The 20,856-nt window shown below is 69.1% G+C and carries 13 protein-coding genes; 7 read left to right on the top strand and 6 right to left on the bottom strand.

Annotated elements, in window-relative coordinates:
* The first annotated feature begins 44 nt into the window (after window positions 1-44).
* The 5 genes from VT85_RS19715 (at window position 45) to VT85_RS19695 (ending at window position 11,818) form a co-directional block, all read left to right on the top strand.
* Window positions 45-3,236, top strand: coding sequence for a hypothetical protein (locus VT85_RS19715; RefSeq protein WP_156512962.1), 3,192 nt, complete (start codon window positions 45-47; stop codon window positions 3,234-3,236).
* Between the two features lie 58 nt (window positions 3,237-3,294).
* Window positions 3,295-8,067, top strand: coding sequence for a GMC oxidoreductase (locus VT85_RS27815; protein WP_068419271.1), 4,773 nt, complete (start codon window positions 3,295-3,297; stop codon window positions 8,065-8,067).
* 49 nt (window positions 8,068-8,116) lie between these two features.
* Window positions 8,117-9,553, top strand: a complete 1,437-nt coding sequence (locus VT85_RS19705; protein ID WP_068419267.1) for a hypothetical protein — start codon at window positions 8,117-8,119, stop codon at window positions 9,551-9,553.
* 37 nt (window positions 9,554-9,590) lie between these two features.
* On the top strand, window positions 9,591-10,664 hold the full coding sequence (locus tag VT85_RS19700; protein WP_068419259.1) for a hypothetical protein: 1,074 nt from the start codon (window positions 9,591-9,593) through the stop codon (window positions 10,662-10,664).
* A 212-nt stretch (window positions 10,665-10,876) separates the two neighbouring features.
* Complete coding sequence (locus tag VT85_RS19695) at window positions 10,877-11,818, top strand: SMP-30/gluconolactonase/LRE family protein (RefSeq protein WP_231871415.1); 942 nt, start codon at window positions 10,877-10,879, stop codon at window positions 11,816-11,818.
* A gap of 23 nt (window positions 11,819-11,841) precedes the next feature.
* On the opposite strand, the gene VT85_RS19690 is transcribed toward VT85_RS19695, so the two are convergent.
* On the bottom strand, window positions 11,842-12,717 hold the full coding sequence (locus VT85_RS19690) for an NAD(P)-dependent methylenetetrahydromethanopterin dehydrogenase (RefSeq protein WP_068422352.1): 876 nt from the start codon (window positions 12,715-12,717) through the stop codon (window positions 11,842-11,844).
* A gap of 98 nt (window positions 12,718-12,815) precedes the next feature.
* The gene (fae, locus tag VT85_RS19685) at window positions 12,816-13,310 is read right to left on the bottom strand and encodes a formaldehyde-activating enzyme (protein ID WP_409999954.1); all 495 of its coding nucleotides are present in this window, start codon (window positions 13,308-13,310) and stop codon (window positions 12,816-12,818) included.
* Window positions 13,311-13,617: 307 nt separating this feature from the next.
* Here fae and VT85_RS19680 point away from each other — a divergent pair, with 307 nt between their 5' ends.
* Window positions 13,618-13,968: a DUF6370 family protein gene (locus tag VT85_RS19680; protein WP_197490892.1), complete on the top strand. Its 351-nt coding sequence runs from the start codon at window positions 13,618-13,620 to the stop codon at window positions 13,966-13,968.
* Window positions 13,969-14,036: 68 nt separating this feature from the next.
* A complete protein-coding gene (locus tag VT85_RS19675) occupies window positions 14,037-15,164 on the top strand; it encodes an ATP-grasp domain-containing protein (protein ID WP_068419253.1) in 1,128 nt (375 codons plus the stop codon).
* 24 nt (window positions 15,165-15,188) lie between these two features.
* Here the strand turns inward: VT85_RS19675 and eutC are convergent, their stop codons facing one another.
* The 4 genes from eutC to VT85_RS19655 all read right to left on the bottom strand — a co-directional run bounded on the left by eutC (window position 15,189) and on the right by VT85_RS19655 (window position 20,855).
* Window positions 15,189-15,992: an ethanolamine ammonia-lyase subunit EutC gene (gene eutC / locus VT85_RS19670; protein WP_068419251.1), complete on the bottom strand. Its 804-nt coding sequence runs from the start codon at window positions 15,990-15,992 to the stop codon at window positions 15,189-15,191.
* Window positions 15,989-17,503, bottom strand: a complete 1,515-nt coding sequence (locus VT85_RS19665) for an amino acid permease (RefSeq protein WP_068419248.1) — start codon at window positions 17,501-17,503, stop codon at window positions 15,989-15,991. The genes eutC and VT85_RS19665 overlap by 4 nt, the downstream gene beginning before the upstream one ends.
* Entirely contained in the window at window positions 17,500-18,921 is a 1,422-nt protein-coding gene (locus VT85_RS19660) for an ethanolamine ammonia-lyase subunit EutB (protein ID WP_082858747.1), read from the bottom strand. The genes VT85_RS19665 and VT85_RS19660 overlap by 4 nt, the downstream gene beginning before the upstream one ends.
* A 104-nt stretch (window positions 18,922-19,025) precedes the next feature.
* Window positions 19,026-20,855, bottom strand: a complete 1,830-nt coding sequence (locus VT85_RS19655; protein WP_068419244.1) for a beta-propeller fold lactonase family protein — start codon at window positions 20,853-20,855, stop codon at window positions 19,026-19,028.
* Between the last annotated feature and the right edge of the window lies 1 nt (window position 20,856).

Below are 20,856 nucleotides of genomic sequence, written 5' to 3'. Positions count from 1 at the left end.
TCCGTCGCGCATCCACTAGATGGTCATCTCCGGGGGCTCACGCCATGGTGCTTGCACGAGAGACGCCGGACATCCCCAGATCAGCCGAGGCGAGGATCGTGGTCGGGGTGGGGACGGCTCGGCGTCGGCGCGTGGGCATCCCGGTTTCCGGGATGCTCGTGCTCGCGGCCGCCCTGGCGACGGCGACCGGGGGCGGGTGCTACAAATCCGGCGGCGTCCCCCCGGACGACGAGGCGATGGCCAGGGCCCGTCTCGCGGGACGGACGCCCGAGGAGGCCGCAGGCGACTTCGCGGCCCCCAAATATGATTATTTCCCTCGAATGGACTACGTCGGCCGGGAAGCCGGGGGGGCGGCTTCCTGGCCGGATCAACTCGTCGATCGGGAGCCCGAGAAGGCGAAGGACGAGGCGAAGCCCGACGAACCGAAGCCGGAGGAACCGAAGCCGGCCGAGGCGAAGCCCGACGGCGAAAAGCGACCCGGCATCCCCTGGCGTCCCGGGCGGGACGTGGGGCATCTCAAGCTGACGACTTCCGAGGCGATCGGCCGGAACACCTGGATGGCCTGGTGCGCAGGGAATGAGGGCTTCTGGGACTGGCTGGCGAACAACAGCTTCGGCGGCAGCGACCTCTTGAAGATCCTGGACAGCCGCAATCGCGCGACCCTCTTTCATGAGGCCGGCCTCATCAACGAGCCCGAGATGACCGATCCGGGGACGCCGGAGCCGACCGATTTCGGGATCCGGCTCAGCGTCCCCTCGGACCCCGGCCGTCGTTCGGCGAGGGGGGCCTATCTCTCGCGCGCCTTCGCTCGTCGTGAAGGCGACGAGGAGCCCCGGAACCCCTCCTACGACTACGACCACGATCACGCCGACGCAGGCCACGATCACGCCGGCCCGGCCGAGGCGAAGGCCAACACCGACGCATACGGCGGCGAGGGATACGACAAGGGGAAGGGCGTCGCCAGGGACCTTCCGCCGGACATCTACGGCCTCTCCAGCGGCGTCATCGGCCTGCGACTCTTCCCGAATCCCAATTTCGACGCGAAGGCGCGGGCGAAGTGGGACGCCGATCGCTATTACAACGACCCGGACTATTACGCCGACCCCGAGCTGGTGCGTCCCTTCCGCGTGGGGATGAGCTGCGCGTTCTGCCACACGTCCTTCAGCCCCCTGAACCCGCCGCGGAACATCACCGATCCCGCGTGGGAGAACCTGTCGGGGAACATCGGGGCCCAGTACCTCCGGATCCGAGGAGTCTTCGCAAATCTCCTCGACAAGAACAGCTTCGTCTACCACCTGCTGGACAGCCAGCCTCCGGGGACGATCGACACCTCGCTGCTCCCCTCGGACAACATCAACAACACGAACACGATGAACTCCATCTTCGGGCTCCGCCAGCGTGTGGCGCTCTCGCTGAGGAACCCGAAGGAGAAGCTCTCGACGGTCTCCGCCTCGCTGCCCTCCCTCTGGGCGGACTCCGAGTTCGGGAAGTCCGAATCGTACAACGAGTTCGTCGCCTACCTCCGCAAGCTCGATGCGGTGTATCCCGACCGGGGGGACGAGGTCGCCAAGCTGGAGAAGTCCAACGAGAACCCCCGGCTCGTGCCGCGCGTCCTGCTGGACGGCTCGGACTCGATCGGCGGCTATGCGTCGCTGGCGCGGGTCTACCTGAACATCGGGTCATATTGGGAGCAGTGGATCCGGATCAACCGGCTGATCGTCGGATTCCAGCCCCAGGAGCCGTTTCGAATCGACGATCTCGACGCCCATTCGGTCTACTGGCTCGCCACCCAGGCGCGGGTCGGGCCGATGCGCGACTACTTCCTGCGGATCACCCCGCCGATGCGGCTGCTCGACGTGGTCGGGGACGTGGATCGGACCGCCCGGATCGACGAAGCCGCGTTGAAGGCGAAGGCCGAGCGGGAGAATCGCGATCTCCGGACGCTGCTGGCCCAGGAGCGCGCGAAGCACGTCGATACGTCGAAGCTGGCGCATGGTCGGAAGGTCTTCGCGCGGAACTGCATCGTCTGCCATTCGAGCATCCAGCCGAACGAGCGGCACGAGGAGATGGCCGAGTTCGCCGAGCGCGGCGAGTTCTGGGACCACGATCCCGGCCGCTGGCTCTCCGACCCGAAGTATCGGAAGTGGGCCGAGGAGATCGTCGAGACGCCCACCTTCTGGCTGGAGAACTTCCTTTCCACCGACTATCGCATCCCCGTCGATTACGTCGGGACCAACTCGGCCCGCGCGATGGCGACCAACGCGATGACCGGCCGCATGTGGCAGGACTTCGCCTCGGTCGACTATCAGAACCTCCCCTCGGTCGGCTCGATCCCGTTCTTCAACCCTTACAAGGGGGAGTCCGGCGGGCCGGACAGCTACACCCCGCGCCACAAGGCGCCGCCGGGCGTTCCCGAGGGCGGGGGCGGGCCGGGCTTCTACCGGGTGCCGACCCTGATCTCGATCTGGGCCGGCGCGCCGCTGCTGCACAACAACAGCCTGGGGCTGTTCAACAACGATCCCTCAGTCGACGGCCGCCTTCTGGCGTTCGACGACGCGATCCGCAAACTGCTCTGGCCCCGGAAGCGGCTCGAAAGCTCCAGCTACAACGGGGCGACGGCGGAGCGGCTCGCGAAGGACCAGGGGCTCATCTGGCGGACGCCGGTCGAGAGCTACCTCACGATCCCGGCGCGTCACGTCCCGTACCTCGCAGCGACGAACATCGACGTGTTGATGCGGACGCTCGACGACCATCCGTGGCTGAGGTCCCCCCGCCTGATCCTCTTGCCGATCGGGGCGGCGATTCTGGGACTGGTGGCGTTGCTGAACGTGAAGACGTTGCGGCGGCGCATCTGGTTGGGCTATCTCCCGCTGCTGTCGGGCCTCGTCCTGGCCTTCGTCATGTCCTTCCTGCTCGGCCGGGTGGGCGAGCTGCGGATCGGGCCGATCCCGGCGGGCACGCCGGTCAACTTGCTGGCGAACGTCAACCCGGAGGCCGAACCCGAGAAGCTGGCGAAGGCGGCGGCCGAGGTCGCGAAGGCCCTCGGGGAGCTGGATACGCAGGGACTGAAGGGGGAGGAGGCCCAGGAATTCCTCCGCCAGAAAGTCGCGCCTGCGCTGCTCGAAGTGAGCAAATGCCCCGACTTCGTGATGGACAAGGGGCACGACTTCCCCTGGTTCAAGTCCATGACCGACGACGACAAGGACGCCCTGATCGAGCTCTTGAAGACGTTCTGAACGGCCGCCGGGATCGCGCGGCGACCCGGTTCGAGAGGCGCGAACATCGAGGCGAAACATGACCACGGCCAAGACGAACGTCCCGCATCACGAGGGCTATGATTACATCGTCGTCGGCTCGGGGGCCGGCGGCGGTCCGCTGGCGGCCCGGCTGGCGCTGAAGGGCTATAGAGTGCTCGTGATCGAGGCCGGCTCGCACGGCGACCCCGGGCGGTCGCCCGAGGTCAGCCTCGTCCCCGGCCTCCACGCCGCGTCCACCGAGGACCCCGCGCTGAGCTGGCGGTTCTTCGTGAAGCACTACGACGACCCCCCCGCCGGCGTCGACCCGAAGTGGCACCTCCCCGATCGGGCAAAGGGCGAGAACGAGACCCATGAAGGGATCTTCTATCCCCGAGCCGCCGCGCTGGGGGGCTGCACCGTCCACAACGCGCTGATCACCATCGCCGGGCCCGACGCCGATTGGGACGAACTGTCCGTATATCTGGAAGACGATTCGTGGCGGTCGACCGCCATGCGGCCCTACTTCCAGAAGCTGGAGCGCAACCAGTACCTCCCCAGGCCGAGGCCGGTCCCGTCGCGATTCCTCGGCCGGTTTCGGGACGGCCTGTGGTGGCTTCTGGGCAAGAACGTCGACCATACCGGGGGAAAGCACGGCTACGACGGCTGGCTGCACACCAGCGTCCTGGACCTGCAACTCGGCCTGGGCGATCGCCAGCTGATCGGCATGCTCAAGGCGGCGCTCTGGCAGGCGAAGTCCGCGGGCCTGGATCGAGCGTGGACGTGGGTGCGGACGATCCTCCGGGGCCGGGCGTCGGAGGGGCTCGACCCGAATCACGCGACCACCCAGGCCGAGAGCCCCGAGGGGGTGGTCCTGATCCCGCTGGCCGCCTGCGGCGAGGGGACCTCGATCCACGAGCAAAGGACCACGCCCAACGTCCGCCGGGGCCGCCGTTCCAGCCCCCGCGAGTTTCTCCTGGAGGTCCGCGAAGCCCATCCCGATCGGCTTCACATCTGGACCGACTGCCTGGCGACCCGCGTCCTCTTCAGCCGCGAGGATCTGCCCCGCGCCGTGGGGGTGGAACTGCGGAGGGGGGCCAGGCTCTACCGCGCCCACGTGGTCCCCAGCCCGGACGAGGGGAAACTGGAGCGGGCGTTCGTCAAGCCGACGGGCGAGGTCGTCCTCTGCGGGGGGTCGTTCAACACGCCGCAACTCCTGATGCTCTCGGGGATCGGCGATTCGGAGCAGCTCGCGAAAGCGGCCGCGGAGGCCGGCGATCCCAAGCTTTGCGCCCTCTGCGACGGGGACGGGCACGTGATCCTCGACCAGAACGAGCAACCGTCCCGCATCCACCTGACCGGCGTCGGCCGCAACCTCCAGGATCGCTACGAGGTCTCACTCGTCAGCGAGATGAAGGCGCCCTTCTCGCTGCTCGAGGGGGCGACGCTCAAGGACGACGACGCCGACCCGTCTCGAGACCCGCACTTGCAGGAGTGGCGCAAGGAGGGGACGGGGCTCTACTCCACCAATGGGGCCGTGCTGGGCCTGTTCAAGCGATCGTCCCCGAACCTGGTCCAGCCCGACCTCTTCATCTTCGGCGCCCCCCTTCCGTTCAAGGGGTACGCGGTCGGCTATTCGGACGTGGGTCATATCCACGACATGTTTTCCTGGGTGATCCTCAAGGCGAAGACCAGGAACAACGGCGGGACCGTCCGCCTTCGCTCCACGGACCCGCGAGACACGCCCGAGATCAACTTCCATTACTTCAACGAGGCCGACCGACGAGGGAAGTCCCTGGAAGACCCCGACCTCGACGCCCTCGTCCAAGGGGTGAAGTTCGTGCGGGGGATCTCCCGGAACGCGGGGCTTTACGTCAAGCGGGAGAGCCATCCCGGCGTGGCCGAAGTGCCGACCGACGACGAGGCGAAGATCAAGGCGTGGATCCTCCGCGAAGCCTGGGGGCACCACGCCTGCGGGACCTGTCGCATGGGCCCTGAAGGCGACCCCTCGGCCGTCCTCGACTCGCGGTTCGGCGTCCGCGGGGTCGACGGCCTGCGCGTCGTCGACGCCTCCATCTTCCCGCAGATCCCGGGCTATTTCCTGGTCACGAACATCTACATGGCGAGCGAGAAGGCCGCCGACGTCCTGATCGAGGACGCACGACAGCATCTGAGGGACGCGCCGGAGTATCCCGAGGCGCTGCGGCGGAAGGAGTCGATCGCGATCGGGAAGCGACGCGATCGGGTCAACGACGACGCCGCGAAGGCCGACTTGCCGCTCGATTCGATCGACGGGGAGACCCCCGACTGGCCCGACGACGTGACGGGCCTGGCCCTCTCCGGGGGGGGCGTCCGGAGCGCGACGTTCAACCTGGGAGTGCTCCAGGCGCTGGCGCGGGCGAAGCGGCTGCGGAAGGTGGACTTCCTGTCGACGGTCTCCGGCGGCGGCTACGTCGGCTCGTTCCTGGGCCGCTGCTTCGACCGCCTTCGCCAGGCCCCGGTGCAAGGGCTCGACGGCCGCTCCTATCCGCCCGGCCCGTCGCACGTCGAGGGCGAGCTGGTCGACCCGGGGTCTCCCGAGATCGCCTGGCTGCGGAGGCAGAGCAACTATCTCGCCCCCTCGGGGGCCGGCGATGAGCGGGTCAACGCGGCCAACTATTTCCGCAACCTCGTGAGCGTCCACCTGGTGGTGGGGATCCTGTTCTTCACCCTCTTCGGGCTCATGCAAGCCATCCGGTACGGCGTCTTCTCGCCGTCGTTGGCCCTGTTCAAGCAGGTCTCGGTGGGCTCGGGGGGGATGCCTTTCGGCGACCTGATTCGGGGATTTCTCGGGCCCTTCTACAGCCCCTGGTTCCTGCTCGCGGAGGTACTCTTCCTCACGCTGGTCCTGCCGCTCGGGGTCGGATACTGGCTGGTCTGCCAGCATCGGCAAGAGCGATTCCACGGCCTGATGCTGTCGATCCTGGTCTTCGTGGCGTCGGGCCTGGTCGTCCTCGGGCTCTACTACGGCCTGCGGCTGGAGCCGCTCCTGCTCGCCTTGTCGCTGCTGCTGGCGTTCTGGCACGTCGAGCTGGCCTGGTATCGGGGACGGATCCGGGAGGCGGCCGTGGGCGTCGGCGATTCCCGGACGCAACGGCTCCGGACGAGGAACCTGCTCACCCACGACCTGGGCTTCGCTCTGGTGCTGACCGCGGGGGCGCTCTTGCTGGCCGTCGTGGACTCGATCGGCTTCGCGCTCCAGCAATACGCGGCCCGGAAGGAGATGTACGTCGGCGCTTTCGCGACCCTTCTCGCCACGATCGCCGGCCTGGTGCCGCTGGGCCGGGCGCTGGCCGGCCTGTTCGTGCAGAAACGCGGGACCGGCGTCCAGTCGTCGTCGTCGCGCGACTTCCACGCGCAGGTCGTGGCGGGGCTCCTGGCCGCCGTCCTGTTCACCGTCCCCCTGGTGCTCTATTCGTTCGCGGCCCATGCGGCATTCGGAGGGGGCGACAACCCGGGGCGGGGGATCATCGCCACGTTGTGCGCGCTGGCCTATTCGCTGATCCTGGCCCACCCGGCGGCGCTGACGTTCGTCAACCGCTCGTCGTTCTCGGAGATGTACGCGGCTCGGCTGGCGCGGGCCTACCTGGGGGCGTCGAACCCGGAGCGGCGGCGGCCCGGCTCGGCGGACGTGACCGAGGTCATCCCGGGAGACGACGTGGGCTCGTTGAAGGACTATCGCCCTTACGAGATGGGGGGGCCGCTCCACCTCATCAACCTGACGGTGAATCAAACGATCGACTTCTCCTCATTCCGCGGCAACCGCGACCGCAAGGGGGAGAGCCTCGCCGTGAGCCCGATCGGGATGACCGTCGGCAAGCGTTGGCACGCCGCCTGGGGTGCCGACGCCGGCTCGATGGGGGACCCAGGGGCGAGGAACCTGCTGGACCCCCTTGGTGTCCGTCCCGGCTCGGATCATCCGGCCCTGGACGTCGTCGGCGATCCGAGCGGCCGGGTGGAGATGCTCTCGCTCCGGGAATGGGTCGCGCTCTCCGGGGCCGCCATCGGCCCGGGTCGGGGGCAGTCGACGCGGCTCGGCACGGCCTTGCTGTTCGGCCTGGCGAACCTCCGCACCGGCTACTGGTGGGACAGCGGGATCACGCTGGCGGGGCGTCGGGGCTTCCCCGACCTCAGCGTCCTGAGGCGCATGGCCTACGCCGTCTCGCGGACCTTCCTGACCCACACGCTCCTGGTCTCGGAATGGCTGGCCCTCTACCCGGGCCCCTGGGCGCGTTACTGGCACGTCTCCGACGGCGGATTCTTCGAGAACCTGGGGGGTTACGAGCTGATCCGCCGCCAGGTCCCCCGGATCATCGTCTGCGACGCCAGCGCCGACCCCGCCTTCACCATGGAAGGGCTGGGCGAGCTGATCCGCAAGGTTCGGATCGACTTCGACGCCCACGTCGAGCCGTTCACGGACGCCGACCTGGACGACCTCGCGGCCCGGAACGTGATCCCGCCCGAGGTTCGCGCCCTGCTGGGGACGATCGACGAACTGCGCCCCGCGGCCGGCGGCGGGCCCTCCCGGAAGCACGCGGCGTTGTTCCGCGTCCGCTACGACGCGGGGTCGCACGCGAGCTCGCTGCTCCTCTATCTGAAAGCCTCGGTCACGGGCGATGAGAGCGTCGACGTGCTGCAATACCGGACGCTCCACGGCGACTTCCCGCACGAGAGCACGAGCGACCAGTTCTTCGACGAGGCGCAATGGGAAAGCTATCGCAAGCTCGGCGAGCACGCCGCCTCCGGGCTGCTGACCGACCCCGACTGGTTCTGGAGGGTGAAGGTGAAGCCTTGATGCCCCGACCCCAGCATCCTCAACGGCCCCACGACGATTCGAGGAACCCATGAATCGAGCCGCCATCCGTCACCCCGTCCCCCCCACCAGGAGCCGGACGATTCCGGTTGGACCCGCCTTCGCATTCGCCCTGGTGCTGGCGGTCGCGGCGGTCGTCGTCGCGCCCCCGCCGCGCGCTTTCGCATCGGATCACGCCGATCCGATCGACCCGTTCAATCGGGAGCGTCTGGAAGGGGGGATCACCGACCTGTTCGTCTTCCCCGTGCTCGCCGACGGCTCCCCGGCGTTCCCCTTCGAGCGGACCGACGACGTCTCGCTGGCGAAGCCCGACCTCAAGCCTCGCCGGGCCCTGAGCGACGAGGAGCGATCGCAGATCAAGAACCTGATCGTCATCCTCTGCGTCCGCCGCGCCCTGACCGAGACCGGAAAACTCCGGCTGGAGCCCTACACGTATCGAGTCCATATAGACAAACATACGTCCATCGACTTCGACGACACGCCGGGGGACGCCCCGACGCCCACCGCCGCGGGCGAGGGCTACATGTTCTCCGAATCGGCCTCGAAGCCCAAGGTGTCCCGGCCGACGGGCGCCGAGGCGCGCCTCCGCTACGGGGGCCGGATCCCGGTTTCGAACACCATCGAGGACGACGTCCTCGTCGAGTTCAAGCTCAAGAACGACGCCTCCCTGCGCGAGTTTCGCGTCGTGAAGGGGCTGTTGAACGCGAGCGACAAGGACGTTCGACTCGTCGAGGACCTCGAGGATCTCAAGGTCGACCCGGACCGGATCACCGCCTGGGCGGGCGTCCGCGACGACCCCTTCATCTTCCCCGCGTTCTTCCAGACCAACGTCATCGCCATGGTGATGAGCATCCCCATGTCCGCCTTCAAGGAGGGGACGAAGGACTGGATCGTCTGGGGGACCTCGCACAGCGGCTCGCGGCAGATCGACCACGTCGGCCGCTCGCTCCGCACCCAGAACCCCCGTTTCGAGCTCCTGAACACCCTTCCGCCGCGCGAGCACGTCGAGGCGATCATCGAAGAGCATGAGCACCCCAGCCTCGCCAGGGACATCGCCCTCAGATTCAATTTCCAGTCGATGTTCGCCTATCGGCGCTGGGATTTCGTCCCCGACGTGATGGTCTTCACCACTCGGTTCCCCGTCGGCTTCCCGAACGGTCGGCTGCTCACCGACGACGTCGCGCCGCTCCTGGCGCAGCACGGCGACACGTTGCTGCTGGAACTCTCGCACCATGTGGGGGGCTGGCCCCGCGCCACGACGAACGACAAGGACTTCCTCAAGACGTTCCCCTATCTCGCGGCGCCCTGGCCGGACCGGGCCCCGACTCCGCCTCCGACCCTGAACCCGTGGAACAAGGCGAAGCTCGTCGGCATCGTCGTGGGGCTGGTCGCCTTGCTCGCCCTGGAGAACTGGGCCGTCGCGTACTTCTATCACCGCCGCAAGCTGCGTCGACGCTACGTCCTCTGACGCCTCGACCCCGCGGCCTCCTTTGCGAGCCGACCCCATGAACTTCGATCGGGACCATGACGGCCCGCAAGGCGCGACCTCGGCCGACGAGGCCGGCGGACTCTCTCGCTTCGCGGAGGTGCGGGAAGCGATCTTCGCCAACACGTACTACCGGACGTGGGGGGAAGGGACGCCGTTGCCCGTCTATGAGGTCACGCTTGCGCGTACGCTGCGGGGGATCTTGCCGTTCGGCCCGCGCTGGAAGCTCCTCCAGGCTGCGCGGCGGACCGTCGGCACCCGCGCCGACATGCGGTGGGGGGCCGACGGCCGGGGGTTTCGGCGGCTCCTCCACCCCAACGGCGTCTGCCTTTTCGGGAGTTGGGAGATCGACGAGGCGTACGAGGGCTCGCCCTACACCGGCTACTTCCGGCCGGGAGCCCGAGGGCTGATCGTCGGCCGCTACTCGACCTGCTGCACGGAGACGCGGCGCGGGCGGTATCGCTCGCTCTCCCTCGTCGGCAAGATCTACCCCACGATCGACCCGGACCATCTCGAGCCGACGCGGACCGCGAATTTCTTCACGCAGCAAGACCTGGGGGGCGAGAAGACCAAGTTCGTCAAGGACGCGATCCTCCGAAATGCGCCCGACACGACCCCCTGGCGGCGGGGGGCCGCCCTCCCGGTCCTGCTCCTGTCGGGCGTGGCCTTCGGGCGCGCCAATCCCATGCCCACCATGCGCCAGCTCTACGAGATCGCCGAGTTGGGGAAGCCCGAAGGCGAGCCGACGCGATCGCCGTCGTTCCTGCGGCTTCGGGTCGTCGGCGACGCGCGGGCGACGCCGGGGAAGGATCTCGACTTCCGGGACGAGATCCTGGACCAGATCTACGATCCGGGGGACCCGCGACCTCGCCGGACCCTGACGTTCGAGGTGGCAGTCTCGGACGACGGCTATTCGAGGGGCCTGCTCGTGCAACGTGTGAAGGTCCGCGACTGGAGGCCGATCGGCCGGATCGTCTTCCACGAGGCGGCGGCCTCCTACAACGGCGACTTCGTCGTCCACTTCCCCCACCCCCCCTGGAGGACCGATCGCGACGACCCGAGGAGCGTCGACCGGTCGCGAGAACGCCGTTGAGCGCGGGGGGCCGCCGCGTTGCGGGGGCCGCGGCGATCGGATACCTTCGGGACGCGGGACGATCCGCGACAGCCGTGTCTCCAGGGAGTAGTCTGCATATGAAGAAAAATCGCCGTTTCACGGGGCGAGTAGGCGAGACGTGCGCCGGGCTCCTGGTCGGTTCGGCCGCCCTCCTCGCGCCGGTCGTCGCAAGCGCCCAGGAGCCGCCGACCTTGGGAACCATCGAACGCGTCGACCCGGCCTTCGACAAGCTGATCCCGCCCGGCGCCCGGGTCGAGCGGATCGCCGAGGGGTACGACTGGTCGGAAGGGACCGTCTGGGACGCCGCCGGCGCTCGGCTTCTCTTCTCGGACGTGCCGGAGAACGTCGTCCACCAGTGGACGAAGGAGAAAGGGGCGAGCCCCTTCCTCAAGCCGAGCGGATATACCGGGACCATCGCCCGAGGGGGCGAGCCCGGCTCGAACGGGCTGACCTTCGACCCCCAGGGCCGGCTCGTCCTGTGCCAGCACGGCGACCGTCGGATCGCCCGGCTTGAGGCCGACGGCACGTTCACGACCCTCGCCGACCGCTACGAGGGAAAGCGGCTCAACAGCCCCAACGACGGCGTTTTCAAATCCAACGGCGATTACTACTTCACCGACCCGCCCTACGGCCTGCTGGGCCCGAACCGCGACCAGGGGAAGGAGCTGAGCTTCAACGGCGTCTACCGCCTGAGCCCGGACGGCGCGCTGACGCTCCTGACGAGCGAGCTGACCTTTCCGAACGGCCTGGCGTTCTCGCCCGACGAGAAGACGCTGTACGTGGCCGTCTCGGACCCCGCGAAGGCGGTCTGGATGGCCTACCCCGTGGCCGACGACGGGACGCTGGGAGCGGGTCGGGTGTTCGCGGACGTCACGTCGCTGGTCCCCGCCCGCAAGGGTTTGCCGGACGGCCTGAAGGTCGACGCGGCCGGCAACGTCTTCGCGACCGGGCCGGGGGGCGTGCTGGTCTTCGCGCCCGACGGCAAGCACCTGGGGACCCTCGCGACCGGCGAGGCCTGCGGCAACTGCGCGTGGGGCGAGGACGGCAGCGTGCTCTACATCGCCTCGGATATGTACATCGGTCGCATCAAGACGGGAACGAAGGGCTCGATCCCGGGCGTCCTGAAGCCTTGACGACGTGGTGCGGGGCGCGGCCGTCAGGCGAGGTCGCGCCCCAGTTCCAGGACTTCCTCGGCGTCGAGGACCTTGTCGTTGGAGCCGAAGAGTTCCTGGACCGCCCGCTTGTGGATCTTCATCTTGAGGCCGCCGACGCCGAGCGCGCCCCAGGCGCGGACGCCGCCCTTGTCCACGTTCTTGTCGGTCGGCTCGACTCCCTCGACGCCCGACGGGGGGACGGCGTTGAGGTCGACGACGACGCGCAGCCTGCCCAGCCCTTGCCATTGCGGGGCCGACAGAAGTCGCGCCCCCTCGGGGCCGGCGGCGACGATCAGGGCGGCGGATTCAAGGGTGCGGGAGAGGTCGTCGGGGTCGGCGTTGCTGAAGGCGTCGTAGCGGGCGCCGGTCGTCGCGGCGAGGCGTTCGGCCAGCTTGCCCGATCGGTTCGCGTCGCGTGAGCCGACGGCGACCGTCGCACCCTGACGGCCCAGGAGCCGTGCGACGCGCTGGCCGACGGGGCCGGTCGCGGCGAGCACGACGGCGCGGGCTCCTTCGAGGGAGCCGCCGAGGCTCGACCGCGCGGCCAGGACGGCGGCGGCGGCCGTCGTGTTGGAGCCGTTGGCGTCGAACAGGACGGAGACGCGGAACGCGCCGAAGAACGTCTTCTTGATCGCTTCGAGCACGGCCTCGGCCTTCGCCACGTCGGACCCGCCGACGAACAGCGCGGTCCGGTGCAGGTCCGACGGGCCTCGCGTGAACAGGGCTCCGTAGACGAGGTCCTGGACGTTCTCGGGCGTCACGTCGCCGTGCCGGAACAGGTGGTCCACCCGGGCGTCCACGGCGACCACGGCGTCGAACACGCTCGGCTGAGGGTCGACGTCGAGCTGGATCAGGATCGAGGCTTTGTCGTCAGGCATGGCGGCCCCCGGCGCGTGGGCGCAGGCGTAGGCTTGGGCGGGCGGAAAGGGGGAGACGCCGGCGCGAAGGATCGCGGCCGGCGTCTCTGACCGGGAGGTCACTTGGCGAACGGGTGCTCGACCGAGTCCTTCTTGGCCGTGATCTGGGAGATCGACGGCTCGTTCTTCATCGCCGAGGCGATGGCGAGCTTGGTGGCCTCGTAGTTGAACTTGAGGATCTTGGCGTTGTCCTCGGCCTCGGGGTGGATGAACACGCCACAGACGATCACGAGGTCGTCGGCCGCGGAGGCGGGGATGACGCCTTCGGCGACGCTGTCGGCGACGGCCTTGGCGACGGCCGACTGCGCGGGGCCGAACATCTGCACGGCCTGCTTCATCCCCTTGATCGTCACCTTGGTGACCATGACGGTCGCGGGCTTGGCGATCAGGTTGGGCGTGAGGACGGCCAGCAGGTTGGTGTGGCCCGCCGACTGGTTCGCCAGGGCGTTCGCGAAGGCGAGGCCGACCGGGCCGTCCTTCTTGCCGATGAGGAGGTCGATATGGGCGATTTCGTTGCCTTCGCCCACAAGGGCCTCACCGATGTTCATGAGAATTTCGCCGGCCATCTCGTTCGCACTCCCTGGGGAAATTGCCGCGCGGGGATCGAGGGCGGGCCGCCGCGCGCGTTCGGACTTCGCGGGCCTCGACTGTGGGGCGCGCGAGTGAGACTCGCATGATAGACGGCCGCCCCCCGCCCGGCAACCCCCGCGAGTCCGGCCGGAATCGAAGGATCTCGATTGTTTCCTTTCGCGCAAGCTGGTTGAATACTTGTCGAGCAGGTGCGGTCGGTCGTTATCGTGAAAACGCTCCACGAGGCCCGCCCCGCTCCTGGTCTGGCCGAAACTTCAAACGACGGAGAGAATGATGCGCAAGCTCTTGACGCTCGCTGTCTGCGGCATTCTGACGATGAGCCTGGGCGCGGCCCTCGCCGACGACGGCAAGAAGGTCACGATCGAGGGCGACGGCCTTTGCGGCAAGTGCGCCCTGGGCGAGACCAAGGAGTGCCAGAACGTCGTCCTCGTCGAGAAGGACGGCAAGAAGACCTCCTACTACCTCGAGAAGAACGAATTCTTCAAGGACGCGCACCAGGGCCTCGGCATCTGCACCGCCAAGAAGGACAAGCCGGTCAAGGTGAAGGTCACCGGGACCTGCGTCGAGAAGGACGGCAAGCACGTCCTCACCCCGACCGAGAAGATCACCAAGGCCGACTGATGTTCCATCGGTCCTGACCGCGAAGCAACAGGAGCCTCGCCCCGGCACGATCGGGGCGGGGTTTTTTCATGTCCGAAATCGAGGAAATCCTGATCGTCGGCGCAAGCACCCGCGCCGCGGCCTTCTCGGCGATTCGAGCCGGATTCCGCCCTCGCTGCCTCGACCTCTTCGCCGACGCCGACCTGGCAGACCACGCGCCGGTCGTCCGATTCGATCCCGATCGCGACGCCGACGGGTTGGAGCGGCTGGCGGATTCGCTCGGCTGCGAGTCGTGGATGTTCACCGGCTCGATGGAGGCCCGGCCCGACCTCGTCGAGCGGCTCTCGCGAGTCGGCCGGCGGCTCGGGAACGGTCCCGAGGTTCTCCGACGGGTCCGTGATCCGTGGCAGGTGTCCGACGTGCTGCGCGGGGAGGGCCTGCCGTCGCCGGCTTTGCGCCGCGACCTCTCGGAGGCGTCGGCGTCGGGCCGATGGCTCAGGAAGTCTCGCGTCAGGGCCGGCGGGCTGGGCGTCGCCTGGGCGGAGCCGGGGAGGGACGCGCCCGACGACGCCCACGATTTCCAGGAATTCCTCGAAGGCCCGACCTTCTCGGGCCTTTTCATCGCGGCCTCGGGGCGAGCCCGTCTGATCGGCGCGGCCAGGCAGTTCCTGGGGGCGCCGGACGCGCCATTCCTCTATCGCGGCGGGATTGCGCCCTGGGGGTTGAGCGAGGCGACGGACGCGGAACTCGGCCGCATCGGCGAGGCTCTCGCCGGCGCCTTCGGGCTCGTCGGCCTGTTCGGCGTCGATTTCATCCTGAACGCCGGTCGACCGTGGGTCGTCGAGGTGAACCCTCGCTACACGGCGTCAGTCGAGTTGTTCGAGCTGTCGTCGGGCCGCGTCCTGCTTCGGGACCACGTCCGCGCGTGCGTGGAGGGCGAACTCGTCGAAGAGCTCGGACCGAGTCGTCGGGCGCCGGTCGTCGGCAAGCGGGTCGTCTACGCCCGGTGCCCGGTCAGGTTCCCGAAGGTGGAGGTTCCCCGCTGGTCGGTCGACGCTCCCTTCGCGACGCCCCCGATCGCCGACGTCCCCCAAGAAGGGACGAGGATCGAGCCCGGCGAGCCGATCCTCAGCGTGCTGGCGACCGCCGAGACCTCGGACGAGTGCCTCGCCCAGCTCGATGCGCAGGAACGCGGCTGGCTGGATCGGCTCGGTTAGACGTTCGGCTCGCGGACACGTGGGTCAGGACGGCTCGATCGAGCGCTTCGCGGGGCCTGAAAGGGACGGCGACCAGGTCTCCTTGATCGCGACGCCGCTGACGCGCCCGGCGATCATCCGACGGGCCAGATCGACGATCCGGGCGGCGGCCTGGTCGATGGGGATGCCGCGAGCGTGGATGTTGGAGATGAGGTTCCGGCGCGAGTCGTCGTGGCCCGATCGCGGGCGGAAGGCCAGGTAAGCCGAGAGGCTCTCGGCCGTGGCCAGCCCCGGGCGCTCGCCGATCAGGAGTATGACGACCGCCGGATCGAGCAGGTCGCCGACGTCGTTCATGACTCCGACCCGGCAGTGACGCACGAAGAACGGAAGGCCCAGGCCGAGCCTGGCCGTGCTCGACTCCTCGGCGAGACGGGGCAGGAGGCCCGGAGTCTGCGCGATCAGGGCCGCCGCGGAGAGGCCGTCGCCCAGGACGATCTGGAGATCGGCGCCGATGGCGCGGCGGGCCGCGACCTCGGCGCGGGCCTCGGGACGGAGTGAGCGGCCGAGGTCGGGCCGGAGGAGATACTCCGCCTTGGACCCGGCGGCGGTGGCGACCTCGAAAAGATCCCAGCGGTCGAGGAACGGGCGTCCGAAGTCGCGCTCCAGGTCCACGTCGGCGCGGACGGCGTCGCGAGCCGCCGCGTGGTCGCCCCGGAGTTCAAGCCAGGTGGCGGTTTTGTATGAGCCGCCGGCGCGTCCGGTCAAGACTCGCGCGGGAGTTCGAAGGCGGACGCGGGCGAGCAGGTCGTCGGAATCCGGTTCCGGGCGATCGGGGAGGAGGTCGCTCATCGCGGGGCCTCTTGAAGGTGGATCGCGTGCCGGTGGATCTCGCGGAGCACGGGGGGGCCGGGGAACCGCTTGCGCTCGCCGGCGAACCATACGACCGCCAGGGCGATCACCATGGTTCCGACCACCCACGCCGACTGCTCGTTCGGCGGCTGCATGCCGATCGCGATCAGGCCCGCGCAGCCGAGGGCGCTTAGCCAGGCCAGCGGGCGGAAGCCGCGTCCCAGGTTCCAGGGGCCCATGATCGTCCAGGTCTTGCCGTAGGCCCGCGCGCCCAGGATGCTCGGCAGGACGTAGGAGAGATAGAGGAGGATGGTGCAGACCGCCGTGATGGTGGAGTAGACGGGCGTGTAGACCGTGAACAGGACGGCGGCGGCGGACGTCGCCCAGATCGCGACGGCCGGCGAGCGCCGCCTGGGGCTGACGCGGCGCATCGCCGCCGAGAACGGCAGGCCGCCGTCGCGGGCGAAGGCGAAGGCCATCCGCGAGGTCGATGTGACCGTCGCCAGTCCGCAGAGGTACTGCGCGACCACGATGGCCGCCGCGAACGCCGACGCCAGCCACGTCGGAAACGCGCTGTGGAGGATCCAGGGGAACGCGCCCTCGCCTTTCGCGGCGGCCTCGGAGACGCTCGGCGCGGCCAGCACGACGGCCGACAGCAGGACCCAGCCCGCGATCCCCGAGATCAGGACCGATCGCACGATCCCCCTCGGCACCGACTCGCTCGCGTCCAGGGTTTCCTCCGACGCGTGGGCCGAGGCGTCGAATCCGGTGATCGTGTACGCGGGCAGGAGCGCCCCCAGCGCGAACAGCATCGCGAGGCTGCCGGTCTCGGGCCAGACCCCGCCTCCCGCCGCGCCTCCGAAATTCTCGAACGCGACCAAACGGCCGAAGTCCAACGTCGGCGCGAACCCGAGCAGGGCGCCGGCGAGGAGCGCGGAGACGGCCAGGATCCAGTAGCCGCTGAAGTCGGTGAGCCGGGCCGTGACGCTGATCCCCAGGTGGTTGATCGCCGCCTGGGACGCCGTGATCGCGACCACGACGAAGACCTGCGCCAGGTGCTCCCGCCACGTCTCCATCCCGCCGCCGTATCCCATCGCGGTCGCGGCCGTGCGATAGGTGCCGACGTTGATCGCGGCGAGGACCGTGACCAGTCCCGCGAGGTTGAACCAGGCGGTCGCCCACCCCCAGCCGCGACCGCCCAGGATCGCCGCCCAGTGGTAAAGGCCGCCGGCCGTGGGGAACGCGGAGGCGAGCTGGCCCATCGTCGCGGCGACCGCCAGGGAGAAGAGGGCGACCAGCGGCCAGCCCAGCCCGATCGACGCGCCGCCGACGCTGCAAAGGCCCAGGTGGAAGGAGCTGACGCCCCCGGCCAGGATGCAGATGATCGAGAACGAGATGGCGAAGTTCGAGAACCCGTTCAGGCGACGCGCCAGCTCTTGCTTATATCCGAGCCCGCGCAGGCGTCGGGCGTCGTCGTCCTCCGCCGTCAGGTCCGCTCCCGGCTCGTTCATGGATGGAAGCCCCTGGTCTCCGAGATCACCGTTTCGAGCCCTCGCATGGCGCGACTCCTCGCCTGCTCTTGGTCGATCGCCGACGTGCCTCGGCCGAGCCCGCGCCCGGCCAGCCAGGCGTCGAACTCGGGAGCGGGTCGGAGCCCGAACAGGTCTCGGACCGCCAGGGAGTCATGGTAGCTGGTAGATTGGTAGTTGAGCATCACGTCGTCGGAGCAGGGGACGCCCATGAAGAAGTTGCAGCCGGCTGCGGCCAGCAGGAGCATCAGGTTGTCGGCCGAGTTCTGGTCGGCCTCCGCGTGGTTCGTGTAGCAGACGTCGACCCCCATCGGCAATCCCAGCAGCTTGCCGACGAAATGGTCTTCCAGCCCGGCCCGGACGATCTGGCGTTCGTCGAAGAGATACTCGGGGCCGATGAAGCCGACGACGCTGTTGACCAGGAATGGGTCGAAGGCGCGGGCGACCCCTTGCGCGCGGGCCTCCAGCGTGAGCTGATCGACGCCGTGGTGCGCCCCGGCCGACAGCGCGCTTCCCTGTCCGGTCTCGAAGTACATGACCTGCGAGCCGGCCCAGCGGACGTCGCGGCGGGCGTGGCTCTCCAGGACTCGTTCTCGGCCCTCCCGCAAGAGGGCCAGGTCGATGCCGAAGCTCCGGTTGGCGGCCTCGGTGCCGGCGGCCGACTGGAAGAGGAGGTCGACGGGCGCGCCGCGGTCGAGGCAAGCGAGCTGCGTGGTGATGTGCGCCAGGCAGCAGGCCTGGGTGGGGATGGCGAAGGCGTCGATGAGCCGGTCGAGCCCGCGAAGGATCACTTCGACGACGTCGACCGACTCGGTCGCGGGGTTGACGCCGATCACGGCGTCGCCGCAACCGTAGGTCAGCCCGTCGACGGCGGAGAGGAGGATGCCCGCGAGGTCGTCGCTCGGGTGATTGGGCTGGACGCGGATTCCCAGCACGCCGCGCTCGCCCAGGGTGTTCCGGCATCGGGTGACGTTGCGGATCTTGGCGGCGGCGACGGCCAGGTCCTTGTTGCTCATCAGCCTGGCGACGCCCGCGGCGATCTCGGGCGTGATCGCTCCTCGGGCGTCCGCGAGCGTCGCGCCCGTCGTGGCGTCGTCGAGGACCCATTCGCGGAAGGCCCCCAGCGTCAGGCCGCGAAAGGGGGCGAACGCCTCGGCGTCGAGCTGGTCGAGGATCAGCCGGCTGACCTCGTCCTCGTCCGGGTCGATGACGGGGTTGTCGACGACCTCGCCGAGGGTGATCTCGGCGAGGACGATCTTGGCGGCGACGCGCTCGCGCTCGGTGCGCGCGGCCAGGCCGGCGAGCTGGTCGCCGGACTTCTCCTCGTTGGCCTTCGCGAGCACTTCGGCGAGGTCGCCGAACGCGAAGCGCTCGCCCCGGAGCGTCGTGGTCAGGTTCAAGGGGCCCACCCCGGGTTCTGCGGCCTGTCGGATCCGTCGTCCGCGTGAGAGGAGGGCTTATTCTGATGCGCCGCCGACCGGAAGGCAACGGCGCACCGACCGCGTCAGAGGCTCTTGACGAAGGCGATCAGGTCGGAGAGTTCCTGCTCGCTCAGGCTCTCGCCGCCGACCATCTCGGGACTGTGGGGGCCGGTGAGGGCGTCGTGAAGGGTCGGCGAGCGGGCGTCGTGCAGGTAGGGATACTTGTCGTAAGCCCCTCGCAGCGAGGGCGGGTTGTAGCCCTCGTAGGCGTCATCGGGCTCTTCAAGGCCGACGACGTGGATCTTGCCGTCGGTGAACTCGGGCCCCCGGTGGCAGGTGTTGCAGGCGGCCTTCGCGGACTTGAAGACGGCCTTCCCGCGCTCGGCCTCGGGGGTGAGAGAGCCGTCCGGGCGGGTGTAGGGGTTCCGAGGGAAGTCGAGGGTCTCGAGATAGGCGACGACCGCGCGGGCTTCCTCGTCGGTCGGCATCGTCCCCTGCATGCTCTTGGTGAACGATTCGGACGTGGCGTGTTCGAGGCTCGTCTGCCAGCCGTGCCAGGTCCAGGGGGCGGTGTGGGTCACGCGCCGGAGGGTCGGGGATTTCTTGCGGCTGCGTTCGTGGGTGTTGCGGAGATCCTGACGGCCGTCGTTGAGGGTGTCGAAGTGGAGGCCGTTGGTGTGGCCGTCGCTGTGGCAGGTGTTGCAGCTGTACCACTGGTTGAAGGAGCGGGTCGCGTCGTGAAAGAGGATCTCGCCGCGACGGGCCAGCGAGAGGGTCGAGGGGGACCCCAGGGGGATCGTCGCGACCAGGGTCGCGGTTTCGGCGTCGACGACCTGGACGGAGTCGTCCAGGTAGTTTGCGACGTAGAGGGTCCTCGCGTCGGGTGCGAACGCCAGCTCGGTCGGCCGTCCGCCGAGGGCGACGCGCCGAAAGCGGCCCCCCTCGTCGTTCTGCAATTCGGCCTGGATCAGGTCGCGGGAGCCGTCGATGCGCCAGGGGAGGCGTTTCGGCGCGGCCCGGAAGATCATGATTTCATGCGTCCCGCCGAGGCCGACGACCAGCAAGGCGCCGTCCGGGCTGATGGCGACGCCGTGCGCGTCGGCGGCGGCCTTGCCCCGCACGTCGAGCGAGATCGTCGCGTAGGGCTCGGGCTCTTTCAGGTCGATGCGGGTCAGTCGCTGGCCGACGACCCAGCCCTGGTCGATGTTGTTGCGAGTCGTGGCGAACTGGCGGTCTTTCATGTTGGCGAGGTAGGCGTACCGGCCGTCGGCCGCGATCGAGAGCTGTCTCAGGTTCTCCCCCTCGATGGCGACGGTCTTCGCCACCTGGAAGCCGTCGACGTCGATCACCGACACGTTCTGAGACCGCGCGTTGCCGACCACGAGGGTCTTGCCGTCGGGCGAGAGGGCCAGGCCGCGCGGCTCCCGACCGACGCCGACCCGGCCGGTGACCTGGAGGGCGTCCAGGTCGACGCGGGCGACCTCGTCGGCGACGCCGACGGCGACGTAGGCGGTCTTGCCGTCGGCGGCGATCGCCGTACCTCGGGGTTCGGGGCCCACCTCGATCCGGCTGGCGACGCGGAGCTTGTCGCCGTCGATCTCCAGCACGGCGAGGTCATAGCCGTACCAGTTGGCGACGATCGCCCGGCGGCCGTCGGGGGCGAAGGCCACCCCCGCCGGCTTGTCGCCGACGACCGTCTCGTCGAGCACCGTCCGCGAGGCCGTGTCGATCAGGCTGACGGTCCCCGCCGTCTGGTTCGCGGTCAGGAGCCGCGTCCCGTCCGCGGAGAGGGCGAGCGCGACCGGCGAGCGATGCGGGGCCGCCTCGCCGTCGTCGCCGTGGGCGGGGATGCCGAGGGTCGTCGTCATCAGGACGACGAGGGTTCCAAGCGTCGGTCGGCCGATCGGGCGCATG

Source organism: Planctomyces sp. SH-PL62 (genome assembly GCF_001610895.1).
Lineage (GTDB): Bacteria > Planctomycetota > Planctomycetia > Isosphaerales > Isosphaeraceae > Paludisphaera.
Note: the sequence above shows the minus strand (reverse complement) of the source record. Positions and strands in the feature narration are given on the sequence as shown.

Excerpts from the sequence above, each read along its gene's own strand:
- VT85_RS19715 (WP_156512962.1), top strand. The coding sequence starts at position 45 with ATGGTGCTTGCACGAGAGACGCCGGACATCCCCAGATCAGCCGAGGCG.
- VT85_RS27815 (WP_068419271.1), top strand. The coding sequence starts at position 3,295 with ATGACCACGGCCAAGACGAACGTCCCGCATCACGAGGGCTATGATTAC.
- VT85_RS19705 (WP_068419267.1), top strand. The coding sequence starts at position 8,117 with ATGAATCGAGCCGCCATCCGTCACCCCGTCCCCCCCACCAGGAGCCGG.
- VT85_RS19700 (WP_068419259.1), top strand. The coding sequence starts at position 9,591 with ATGAACTTCGATCGGGACCATGACGGCCCGCAAGGCGCGACCTCGGCC.
- VT85_RS19690 (WP_068422352.1), bottom strand. The coding sequence starts at position 12,717 with ATGCCTGACGACAAAGCCTCGATCCTGATCCAGCTCGACGTCGACCCT.
- VT85_RS19680 (WP_197490892.1), top strand. The coding sequence starts at position 13,618 with ATGATGCGCAAGCTCTTGACGCTCGCTGTCTGCGGCATTCTGACGATG.
- VT85_RS19675 (WP_068419253.1), top strand. The coding sequence starts at position 14,037 with ATGTCCGAAATCGAGGAAATCCTGATCGTCGGCGCAAGCACCCGCGCC.
- eutC (WP_068419251.1), bottom strand. The coding sequence starts at position 15,992 with ATGAGCGACCTCCTCCCCGATCGCCCGGAACCGGATTCCGACGACCTG.
- VT85_RS19665 (WP_068419248.1), bottom strand. The coding sequence starts at position 17,503 with ATGAACGAGCCGGGAGCGGACCTGACGGCGGAGGACGACGACGCCCGA.
- VT85_RS19655 (WP_068419244.1), bottom strand. The coding sequence starts at position 20,855 with ATGCGCCCGATCGGCCGACCGACGCTTGGAACCCTCGTCGTCCTGATG.